Annotated in this window: 12 protein-coding genes; 11 read left to right on the top strand and 1 reads right to left on the bottom strand. The window is 38.9% G+C overall.

The annotated features are described in order from the left end of the window. The first annotated feature begins 15 nt into the window (after positions 1 to 15). Positions 16 to 819, top strand: coding sequence for an IS3 family transposase (locus LEP1GSC202_RS17275; RefSeq protein WP_039929360.1), 804 nt, complete (start codon positions 16 to 18; stop codon positions 817 to 819). 240 nt (positions 820 to 1,059) lie between these two features. On the opposite strand, the gene LEP1GSC202_RS19945 is transcribed toward LEP1GSC202_RS17275, so the two are convergent. Further along, positions 1,060 to 1,719, bottom strand: coding sequence for a hypothetical protein (locus LEP1GSC202_RS19945; protein WP_156825418.1), 660 nt, complete (start codon positions 1,717 to 1,719; stop codon positions 1,060 to 1,062). 322 nt (positions 1,720 to 2,041) lie between these two features. Here LEP1GSC202_RS19945 and LEP1GSC202_RS19940 point away from each other — a divergent pair, with 322 nt between their 5' ends. From LEP1GSC202_RS19940 to LEP1GSC202_RS17220, 10 genes are all read left to right on the top strand, one after another. Then, positions 2,042 to 2,233, top strand: a complete 192-nt coding sequence (locus LEP1GSC202_RS19940) for a hypothetical protein (protein ID WP_156825417.1) — start codon at positions 2,042 to 2,044, stop codon at positions 2,231 to 2,233. 1,051 nt (positions 2,234 to 3,284) lie between these two features. Continuing rightward, positions 3,285 to 3,518 carry a hypothetical protein gene (locus LEP1GSC202_RS17260; protein WP_039929358.1) on the top strand — a complete coding sequence of 78 codons (234 nt, stop codon included), beginning with the start codon at positions 3,285 to 3,287 and terminating at the stop codon, positions 3,516 to 3,518. Between the two features lie 2 nt (positions 3,519 to 3,520). After that, positions 3,521 to 4,411 (top strand): 30S ribosomal protein S2, encoded by an 891-nt coding sequence (rpsB, locus tag LEP1GSC202_RS17255; RefSeq protein ID WP_039929355.1) that lies wholly within the window; start codon positions 3,521 to 3,523, stop codon positions 4,409 to 4,411. Beyond that, a complete protein-coding gene (gene tsf / locus LEP1GSC202_RS17250; RefSeq protein WP_015678950.1) occupies positions 4,411 to 5,007 on the top strand; it encodes a translation elongation factor Ts in 597 nt (198 codons plus the stop codon). The genes rpsB and tsf overlap by 1 nt, the downstream gene beginning before the upstream one ends. Next, the gene (gene pyrH, locus LEP1GSC202_RS17245) at positions 4,997 to 5,743 is read left to right on the top strand and encodes a UMP kinase (RefSeq protein ID WP_015678934.1); all 747 of its coding nucleotides are present in this window, start codon (positions 4,997 to 4,999) and stop codon (positions 5,741 to 5,743) included. Before tsf ends, pyrH begins: the two co-directional genes overlap by 11 nt. Continuing rightward, positions 5,733 to 6,284: a ribosome recycling factor gene (gene frr, locus LEP1GSC202_RS17240; protein ID WP_015679023.1), complete on the top strand. Its 552-nt coding sequence runs from the start codon at positions 5,733 to 5,735 to the stop codon at positions 6,282 to 6,284. The genes pyrH and frr overlap by 11 nt, the downstream gene beginning before the upstream one ends. A gap of 6 nt (positions 6,285 to 6,290) precedes the next feature. Then, the gene (locus LEP1GSC202_RS17235) at positions 6,291 to 7,004 is read left to right on the top strand and encodes an isoprenyl transferase (protein WP_015678966.1); all 714 of its coding nucleotides are present in this window, start codon (positions 6,291 to 6,293) and stop codon (positions 7,002 to 7,004) included. Further along, on the top strand, positions 7,001 to 7,912 hold the full coding sequence (locus LEP1GSC202_RS17230) for a phosphatidate cytidylyltransferase (protein ID WP_015678952.1): 912 nt from the start codon (positions 7,001 to 7,003) through the stop codon (positions 7,910 to 7,912). The genes LEP1GSC202_RS17235 and LEP1GSC202_RS17230 overlap by 4 nt, the downstream gene beginning before the upstream one ends. 30 nt (positions 7,913 to 7,942) lie before the next feature. Then, positions 7,943 to 9,103: a 1-deoxy-D-xylulose-5-phosphate reductoisomerase gene (dxr, locus tag LEP1GSC202_RS17225; RefSeq protein WP_015679040.1), complete on the top strand. Its 1,161-nt coding sequence runs from the start codon at positions 7,943 to 7,945 to the stop codon at positions 9,101 to 9,103. Next, positions 9,100 to 10,806, top strand: a complete 1,707-nt coding sequence (locus LEP1GSC202_RS17220) for a site-2 protease family protein (protein ID WP_015678983.1) — start codon at positions 9,100 to 9,102, stop codon at positions 10,804 to 10,806. The genes dxr and LEP1GSC202_RS17220 overlap by 4 nt, the downstream gene beginning before the upstream one ends. The last annotated feature ends 26 nt before the right edge of the window (positions 10,807 to 10,832 follow it).

Genomic DNA, 10,832 nt, shown 5'->3' with positions numbered 1-10,832 from the left:
TGTCCGAAGTATTAGATATTAACACAAGGGATTTATCCTTGGTTGAAAAAGTCGAAGTTGATTCGAAATCAAAAAAGTATAGAGATTTTATCTGAAATTCAAAGATTCCACAAGGGAGATTTGCTTTCTTATGGAAGTCCGAGAGTTCAGAAAGAACTAAAAGCAAGGGGAATCAAAGTCAGTTTACCTACTGTGGCTAAAATTATGCGGGAAAATGGGATAAAAGCCATTACAACAAGGAAATTCAAGCCTCCTGTGACGACAGATTCCAATCATGAAGAAACAATTAGTCCAAACTTGCTTGAACAAAACTTTGACGTTTCTACACCAAACACAGTGTATGTGACTGATATTACCTACATTCCCTATTTGTTTGGATTTCTATATCTATGTAAATTCAAAGATATATGCACAAAGAAGATTGTTGGATGGGCTGTTGACACTCATATGAAAACATCTCTCGTTATGAAAGCATTTGAAAATGCTATTGAGAATCAAAAACCAAGTAAAGGACTTATCATCCATTCCGATAGAGGAAGTCAGTATGCGAGTAGAGAATTTCGTGAACAACTAACATCAAAAGGATTTATTCAAAGCATGAGTAGAAAAGGAAATTGTTGGGACAATGCTCCTGCTGAATCTTTTTTTGCTACATTAAAAAGAGAGTTTACAAATCATAAGAACTTCCATTCCTTAGAACAGGCTCGAAGTTCTCTATTTGAGTATATCGAGGTTTTTTATAACAGAAAGCGTTTGCATTCTAAAATTGGATACAAAGCTCCTGTTACATTTGAAAATGAATTTCATGCCTATTCGTGAGTATATTTTTACTTAGGAACTTCATGGCATGTCGCTAGAGAAATAGATCGGCATAATTACCTGTGTTTTCTAAATGGGGTCAATCTTTAACTATGGTTACTTATAGGATGTTCTGCGAAGAGAAAGATATATTGATCGCCAACAAATGATAGATCCAATTGCTCCATGTCCTTGCTAAAGTGACAAAAAATACAAACAAAGACGTTGAAATTAAATAAACAGTAATGCTTCGGTTCCTTTTTAAAAATTTAATAAAATGTTACCTTTTTTTGATTTGTCATTTGTATCCTTTGATTTCTTGCAAAGCGAATATATCTGAAACTTCCCAACTGATTTATTGAGGCAATAGTTTTTGTTGAAATAATCATACACTTTTGGAAATTCTTTTATACGTGCATTCATGTATGTTTTTTCTCCTTCTATTACAAAATGAATCACTGCATAAGAATTGATGCGAGAAAGGAGAAGTGAATCGTAGTTATCAAATTCTTTCGATTTTAACTCGGGGTATGTTAACCCTGGGTGGAACCAAAGGGAAGGAAAGATTGAGGGACGACCCGTTGCGCCGTATAAAATTGAAGAGTCACCAAAGAGAAAAAAGTTCCCGTTATATTGATTAAAAAACTCCATAACTCCATTTAATTCTTCCGTCCGAACGTGGTCGGTAAAACCATTTTCCATTTTTAAAAAACTCAAAGGGGAAATGGGAGATAGAAGTGGGTCTTGGCTTATATAATAAATATTAGAAGTAATTCTAGTTTTATTAACAGCGCGATCAAATTTAAAGGTTGAATTTAAAAGAAAATAAATCATGGAAATTCCAAAGATGGTTGGTCCAATCTTTCGAATAACTTGCGCTAATTTAAAGTATGATTCTTTTTTTTCGTAAACTTTAATCATAGTCTTGGAAATCAGCCTAATTCCATTTAAGCCAACCTTATGTAATAGACCTAACGAGAGAAAAATGAATGGTATCCCATTTGAAACTTCGTTTCTTGTGAAGGCATTGTAAAAAAAACAAATCATCAATAATGCAATGGCTATTGTCGCAATTTTGATATTTGGTGCAAATCTTCGCAATAACTGACTGAGTGAAGTTTTTGATGCAGGTTTTAAAAAAGAATATGCATATGAGGCGAAACATAACGCGAAAATTATAAAATTTAAATGAAAAATTCGAGTGATAAAGCTCAAGCGGACATAATCGAAAGAATCCAAAGTAATGGATATTAGTTTTGAAGGTTTATCCATTAATTCCGCCGTTCGAATTTTGCCTACTTTTGATGGAAGTTCTATTGCATACATTTGGAATGAGGTTAAATTCAAGGATATACAAAACGCAATTAAGATCAAAATCCCAGCCAAAAAAGAACCTATTAAAAAAGCTGAGGTAGTTTTGTTGTGTAAAGAATAATTTCGTATAATTATCCAAATTAATATTGGGATTAGGAAAATTGCAGGAACTTGTTTGCTAAGTAATGCAGCAGCAAAAAATACCGAGGTAATAATCCCAAGAATTATTGCTTTTTTCTTAGAAATGGAAGAGTTGAGCTGTAAGATGGTAAGCCAAGTTGCAAGCATAAAGAAAAAGGAGTGTTGGTCGTAGTAAGGCGTACCCATTGGCGGATAAAAAATAAATGAAGTAGCTAAAGAATAAAGGAATGAACTGGTTCTATTTTTTAGAAATGTTAATAGAAAAAAATAGGATAGAATTGCGAAGAGTCCATTGAATATGGACGAGTGCAGGCAGTAAGTAAGATAACTTGGTTTTAATATATAGAAAAATAAACTTTGTAGATAGATCGGAACGAGGCCATTTGGCAAATAAAAATCCAAGTAAGGAGTTTGGCCCTGAAGGATTCGCCATGCGCCATCAAAAACAATGGATTGATCAAGTGGCATATAACCGATTCCTGCATAAATCATATTAACGGTGAAACCAATAAGGAATAACACGAAAGGGATCAGATGTATTGAAATTCTTTTGAGATTTTGAAAGTCGAGTTTAGTCACAATATGTTTCCACTTGAGAAGATAAAATTTGTCAGCCCGCAATGAACGAAATTACCAATTATTTCGTTAATATTCTTAAGTATTTATGACTAAATATTGAGCTTTGAGTGAAACGGCAATTGATAATTACAATTGACATCCATTAGTTGCTCAATCCTATTATAAGTTGCATTCTATTGAGAGCAATTTAAGCATTTCATTCCTGCGGCAGGGATCGCAGTGGAAATCGGAGCAGAGCGGAGATTGGAACAAAGAGCCCGGTCCTTTCCGGTAGCGTTCTGGCAATGAGAACGGATGGGAGCCGCCCAAACTGGAAATGGGAAATTTGGGCCATGTTTGGGGTGCTTTCGGAAGCGCTAAGGTCCAATTTCGAGGCCACACAATTCCTTTCCCCTTGACAATCTGCCCAAATTCCAAATCCTGACAGGAAAGCTTGAGAAAGGTGCTTTTGGATGAACAAAACCCAGATGGGGAACCTGCTTTTGGTGCTTTTTTTGGGACTGATGGCGGGAGCTGTGGCCGGAGTTGTCTTAGACAGACTTTTTGGCACTACAACACTCTCTAGGTTTTTGTTCGAGTCACCAGTATCTTTTGAGCTTTACATAATTAAGGTCGAGTTCCAGCTAACCCCTGCAAGTATCGTTGGTCTTGTAGCGTCTGGATATCTCGCACTAAAAAAGGGGTAACTATGTCAGTAATTTCCATGAAAAGTCTGCTAGAAGCAGGCGTACATTTCGGTCACCAAACACGTCGTTGGAATCCAAAAATGAGCCCGTATGTTTATACAGCTCGTAACGGTATCCACATCATTGATCTCCAAAAGACAGTTCAAAAAACAAAAGAAGCTTATGATGCTTTGAAAAAGTTAACTGGCCAAGGAAAAAAAGTTCTTTTCGTTGGAACAAAAAAACAAGCTCGTGGTGCCATCGAAAGAGCAGCACAAGCGTGCAGTATGTACTATGTATCTAACCGTTGGTTAGGTGGACTTTTAACAAACTGGAATACAGTAAAGAAGTCAATTGCTCGTTTGAAAAGACTTGAGCAAATGGAAGAGAACAACTCTTTCGAACAAGAAGCTAGAACGAAAAAAGAAGCACTATCCCTCAAACGCGAGTTAGAGAAACTCCGCCAAACACTTGGTGGGATTAAAGATATGGCAGTGGTTCCAGAAATTCTTTTTGTAATCGATCCCAAAAAAGAAGAAATCGCAGTGAACGAAGCAAAAAAACTTGGTTTAAAGGTTTTTGCTGTGATTGATACAAACTGTGATCCAGAGCCTATCGATTACCCAATTCCAGGTAATGATGATGCGATCCGTGCCATTTCCTTGTTCCTTGATACTATGGCAAATGCAGTGCTTGAGGGAACAGGTGGAGAAGTCATTCAAACGAATTTTGCTGAAGATATGGACGCAGAACAACTTGCTCTTGAATACCAAGGTGAGTATGATGAGTCCGGAAAATTCATTATGGACGATGAACTTCCTCCAGTAGCAAAAGACATCCCAGTGGATGCTGAAGCGGCTAAAAAAGTTGCTGAAGTAGTCACAGAAGAAAAACCAGCAGAAGGTAAAGAGTAATGGCTGTTAGCTCCGAACAAATCAAAGACCTCCGCGAACGTACGGGAGCGGGGATGATGGACTGCAAAAAAGCCCTCGAAGAAAAGGGTGGCGACATTGAAAAAGCAGTTACCTATTTAAGAGAAAAAGGTTTAGCGAAAGCGGCAAAACGAGCTGGTCGCGAAACTGGTGAGGGTAAGGTCATCGCTTACGTTCATGGAACCGGTAAAACAGGAGTTCTCGTCGAACTGAACTGTGAAACTGATTTTGTGGCAAACAACGAAGCGTTTGAAGCACTTGGAAAAGAAATTGCACTGCAAATCACTGCCATGAGCCCACTCTATGTGAGTGAAGAGTCCATCCCTAAGTCTGAAATTGAGAACGAAATGAACGTACAAAAAGCTCTTCTAGAAAAAGAAGGGAAAAAAGCGGATCAAATCGAAAAAATCCTTCCTGGTAAAATGAAAAAGTACTACGAAGAGATTTGTCTCATCCACCAAAAATCAATCCGTGACAACTCCAAAACCATCAATGACCTCCTCCAAGAAGCCATTGCGAAATTTGGAGAGAACATTACTGTTGGTAGGTTCTCGAGGTTCCAAGTAGGTGGGAACTAGTCCGCGTTTCAAACGCATCCTAATTAAAATCTCCGGCGAGGCACTCGCCGGTGAGGGTGAACTTGGTATTGATACCAACAAAACATTCTCACTTGCCGGACAAATCAAAGAAGTTCATGACTTAGGCCTGGAAGTGGCTGTGGTTGTTGGCGGTGGGAATATGATCCGCGGCGAAACCTTGGCAAAATCAGGAATGGACCGTGCCACTGCCGATTATATGGGTATGCTTGGAACCATCATGAATGGACTCGCCTTACAAGATGCATGCGAAAAACAAGGGATGTTTACCCGAGTACTGTCTGCCATCGAAATGAAATCTGTTGCAGAACCTTACATTCGCAGGCGAGCAGTGCGACACTTGGAAAAAAATCGTGTGATTATATTTGCTGGTGGGACAGGAAACCCTTACTTCACAACGGACACAACGGCATCGTTACGAGCAGTTGAGGTTGGATGCGAAGTGATACTGAAAGCAACAAAAGTGGATGGCGTTTACACTGCTGATCCGAAAAAGGATCCGAGCGCACAAAGGTATTTACAAGTTTCGTTTATGGAATCCATCAAACACCGATTAAAGGTTATGGATTCAACAGCACTCAGTCTATGTATGGATAATAACATGCCAATCATAGTGTTTGATATATTTAAAGCTGGTAATTTAAGAAAATTAATCGATGGAGAACCAATTGGTACATTGATCTCCAATACAGAGGAAGTGATTCTAGATGGTAGATGAAATTATAAAATCCATGCAGTCCAAAATGGACAAAACAGTTGATGCTTTAAAAAAAGATTTTGGTACAATTCGTACGGGTAAAGCAAGTCCTATGATGGTAGAAGATGTAAGGGTTGACTACTATGGAACTTTAACTCCTCTTAACCAACTTGGTAAAATTGCATGCCCTGAACCACGTGTGATTCTCATCACTCCTTTTGAAAAGGGAATGTTAAAAGACATTGAAAAAGCAATTTTTGCGGCAAGCCTTGGACTTACCCCTAACAACGATGGTTCTAGCATTCGGATCAATATCCCTGAGCTAACAGGTGAAAGACGAAAAGAATTGGCAAAAGTGGTCAAACAAAAAGCGGAAGAAAAAAAAGTTGCGATTCGTAATATCCGCCGTGATGCCAATGATGAATTAAAAAAACACCAATCCGAAATGTCCCAAGATGAAATGAAAGGCCACCAAGATAAAATCCAAAAAATTACGGATTCTTATATCGCCAAATTGGGAGATTTAGAAAAGGAAAAAGAAAAAGAGATCACTACTCTTTAATTTCCTATGAAGTTGCAAACCATCCCTGCCCACATTGCTGTCATTATGGACGGAAATGGTAGGTGGGCGGAAAACCAAGGGAAAAAAAGAACCGAAGGCCATAGAGAAGGGGCAAATGCTATTGATCGCCTTTTGGACGTGGCTTTAGAATATAAAATCCCAAATATCTCCCTTTATGCCTTTTCCACGGAAAACTGGAAACGCCCAATCAGCGAAATCCAAGCTATCTTTGGTCTGTTAGTTGAGTTTATCGAAACTCGACTCGATACCATCCACGAAAAAGGAATTCGGATCCACCATAGTGGGGCAAGGAACAAACTTTCTAAAACTGTTCTCTCTAAAATTGACCATGCAATGGCTGTGACCAAAAAGAATAAAAAACTCACAGCTAACTTTTGTTTGAATTACGGTGGACATGAAGAAATTTTAAGTAGTTTTTCGCGTGTCATGGCCGCAAGAAAGGCAAAAAAAGAGCCTTTGGATAAAGCCATTTCGGTGAAAGAATTTGAAAAATATTTGTATACATCTCCTTTACCACCCGTAGATTTATTGATCAGAACTGCGGGCGAACAAAGGATATCTAACTTTCTTTTATGGCAAAGTGCGTATGCAGAAATGTTTTTTACGAGTACACTTTGGCCGGATTTTGGAAGGACCTCTCTTGAGGAAGCTCTTCTTTTTTTTGATTCCCGAAAACGAAAATTTGGTGGTTTGTTATGAGTGAGACAACACTCCGTATCCTATCTGCAATTGTTTTAACTTTTGTTTATGTATTTATGATCTTTCACAGTTCCTGGTATTACTTGGAATTTTATACCTTCGGTGTTGTTTTGATTTACCTTGGATTAAAAGAATTATATGCATTCTGCAAAACAGAGGAATCCAAACCATTTTTTGGAACAGGATTACTCTTTTCCCTATTGATTTTTACCGTGTACTACATCCAATTTTTGGGATTACAATTTGAAGTGACTCCTCCTGGATTTGTTTTAGAACTTTCCAAGATTTTAAGAGAAGGATTCCACCCGGTTCCTTTTTTGTTAGTGGCTTTGTCGATCACGGTATGGATTTTACAGATTCTCAAGCGCCCGTTAGATGGAGCATTGTTTTCCGTTGGCGGAACAATGCTTGGCCCAATTTACATTGCCATTCCGATTGGTCATTTTTTATTACTGCTTGCCCTTCCATTTGGAACTTATTACATCTTCCTTGTTTCAGTGATTACCTTTATGAGTGATGCGGGTGCTTATTTTGGAGGTCGTTGGTTTGGTAAACACCCAGCTGGCCTTAAAATCTCTCCGAAAAAAACTTGGGAAGGGTATGTCACAGGAAACCTAACCGCTGTCATTGGAGCCCAAATTCTCAATGTGACTTGGGAACATTTTACCGGTGTGAAGTTACCAGTAGGAATATTGGAAACTGTTATTTTATCCTTTGTAATTTCTGTCATTTCAGTGATGGGAGATTTGGCTGAGTCAGCTATGAAACGAGATGCCAAAATTAAGGACTCAGGAAGTCTGATTCCTGGACATGGTGGGATTCTCGATTTAGCTGATGCACTTTTATTTACTGTGCCCGTAATTTATTATTACTTTGTTTTCAAAGGTTTCCTTGGTTTCCCAGTTTAAAGTCCTCGGTTCGGACAGTCTAAAGCGTATATGGTAGGAGTTTCTGTTTTAGGAATTTCAGGTTCTGTTGGGTCTTCCACTGTGAAAGTCCTCCGCCAGTTCCGAGACCAATTTTCTTTACGTAGTTTTTCCGTTCATTCTAATTGGGAAATTGCCAAATCATTGGTATTAGAGTTTTCTCCTGAAGTCATCTGTATCACCGATCCAAAGTTAGTGGGTCAGTTTGGTGATTCCTTTGGATCTACAAAAATTTTGTACGGAGATGAGAATCTTTCAGAATTGGTAAAATTGCCAAATGTTGCCGTGGTCGTCACCGCAGTGGTTGGTGCCAGGGGAGTCCTTCCTACCATTGCTGCCATTGAAGCTGGTAAAAAAATTGCAATCGCGAATAAGGAAACACTTGTTACCTTTGGACCTCTTATCAACCAACTGGTGGCAAAACACAAAACCCTTATGGTCCCTGTGGATTCCGAACACAATGCACTCTTCCAACTCATTGAAAGGGAAACGCGTTCCAATATACGTGCCATTACGCTTACTGCCTCAGGGGGGAGCTTTCGGACACTTCCCATAGAAGCCTTGGAACATGTATCCGTGAAACAGGCATTAAACCATCCAACTTGGTCCATGGGACCCAAAATCACTGTAGATTCAGCGGGCCTTATCAACAAAGGACTAGAGGTAATCGAAGCTCATTTTCTTTTTGGATTTTCGTTTGACGAAATAGAGGTGGTAATCCATCCGCAGTCGTTGACGCATGGGATTATTGAAACCTTGGATGGTGCTTGTTTGCAATACACGAGTCATCCCGATATGGTGTATCCAATCGCTCATTCTTTATTTTACCCAAATCCAACACCACAAATGCTGATTGAACGAAAACCATCCACTTGGAAAACATTAGAATTTTTTCCACCTGATACCAAACGGTATCCCGGTTTAGACTTGGCTTTCCAAGCAGGAAGGGCAGGTGGAGTGGCACCTTGTATCTATAATGCCGCAAACGAAGAAGCAGTGGCTCTATTTTTAGAGGAAAAAATTTCTTTTACCACGATTCCAAGGCTTATTGAATCTGCATTAAATCAAATCACAAATGTATTTCCAGAAACCTTGGAAGGATATTTGGAGAAAGACAAAGAAACAAGAAATTATATCCAAAAAGAATTCAAAAAAGGGGGAGTGACTACATGATCATAATGATTTTCGGCGCCGTATTCATGTTAGCTGTATCGATTTTTATCCATGAGTTGGGGCACCTCTTGTGTGGAAAATTAGTTGGAGTTGAAGCTCGCATTTTTTCGTTAGGTTATGGAAAGGGGATTTGGAAAAAAAGAATTGGAAAAACCATCTACCAAATCACTGCCATTCCAATTGGCGGTTACGTTTTATTTCGTGGGGATGATTATAGCAAAAACAAAAAACCAAAACAAGGTGATTTACTTGCCACGCCTCCCCTTCGGAGGATGATCCCAGTTCTGGGTGGACCTTTCGCCAATTTAGTGTTAGGTTTTTTTCTGCTTTTTATTTTAGAACTCTCGGGTGATAGCCCTTCTTCCAATCGCATTTTCATAGAAGATGCAAACAAAGTGGCAAGTCCCGCTTATCATGCAGGTCTCAGAACCGGAGATTTGATCCTCTCGATAAATGGAAAACCAACTGAGAGTTTTGAAGATATTTTTACCAATGTGAGTTTAACATCGGGTGACCCCATCCTAGTCACATACAAACGAAATGAAGAAATCAAAACCGTAGAAATTGTCCCTAATTTATACTCTGCTGGAGGACACCCAACCATTGGTGTCATGCCGTACGGGGAAAGAAGGGTAGTCGCAACCTTTACCTACGGGGAACAAATCAGCCATTTTATGGCAAATGTTTTGGATAAGGAAGATAAATCTTCTCATTATTTCCAAGAGAAAATTGAGGAACGTAAAACTGAAATCCCTGAAGAACTTCTCAAACAACATGAAATTGCTGAACGGGAAAAATCTCTTAGGCGCCGTGCTCTATCTTTTTTGAAAGACGGAGACATGATCTTAACAGTAGCAGGTGTGGATGTTCATACAGTTCCGGAATTACAAACAGAACTTGGGAAACACCAAGGAAAAACAATCCCGGTAGAAGTGGAACGTAAAACCTATCCTCTCCTTACTCCATGGGCAACTGAAAAAGTGACGATTCAAATTCCTGTGTTAGGTGCTAATGTATTTGAATTTTGGAATATTGAACATCCAAAATTTCCAGAATTAGCAATCCCATATTTTCGGTTGGATAGTTATGACGCCGAAATTGAAAACCGATTATCCAATTTGAAAATCCAAAACCAAATTTTTGAGTCTGCCGATTCTTTATCTGCTTATCTAAAAACCAATTCTGGCAAAAAAGAGATTTGGATTGGGAACATGAAATATTTTGCAGATGTGAACGTAAAACCCATCGGCCTACTTGGATTTCGCGCTTCTATGAAATTTGAAGCCGAGAAATTACAAAAAGATTCCACCGTTTATTCGTCTCTTGTGGGTGCAGGGAATAAGGTTTATGAAAATGTTTCCACAACTTTAAAAGGGATTGGGATGTTGTTTTCAGGATTATTATCAGCAAAGGAAAATTTATCTGGCCCGATTGGAATCGTACAAATTGCAGGGATCAGTTTGGAATATGGGTGGGTGACCTACCTTGATTTTGTGGCCAAAATTTCCCTCGCCCTTATGGTGATGAATTTACTTCCCATTCCCATGGCAGATGGCGGACACATTGTTCTGTATGCATATGAAGCCATCACAGGAAGACCACTTCCAAGAAAGGCAATTGAAGCCATTTTCCGATTAGGATTTTTCTTTCTCATTGGACTTGGACTATACGTGTCCTTTAATGATGTGATGCGTATTTTTTAAAAATCAAACTTTGAATTGTTAGATTG

The sequence above is a fragment of the Leptospira yanagawae serovar Saopaulo str. Sao Paulo = ATCC 700523 genome, assembly GCF_000332475.2.
Taxonomy (GTDB): Bacteria; Spirochaetota; Leptospiria; order Leptospirales; family Leptospiraceae; genus Leptospira_A; species Leptospira_A yanagawae.
Note: the sequence above shows the minus strand (reverse complement) of the source record. Positions and strands in the feature narration are given on the sequence as shown.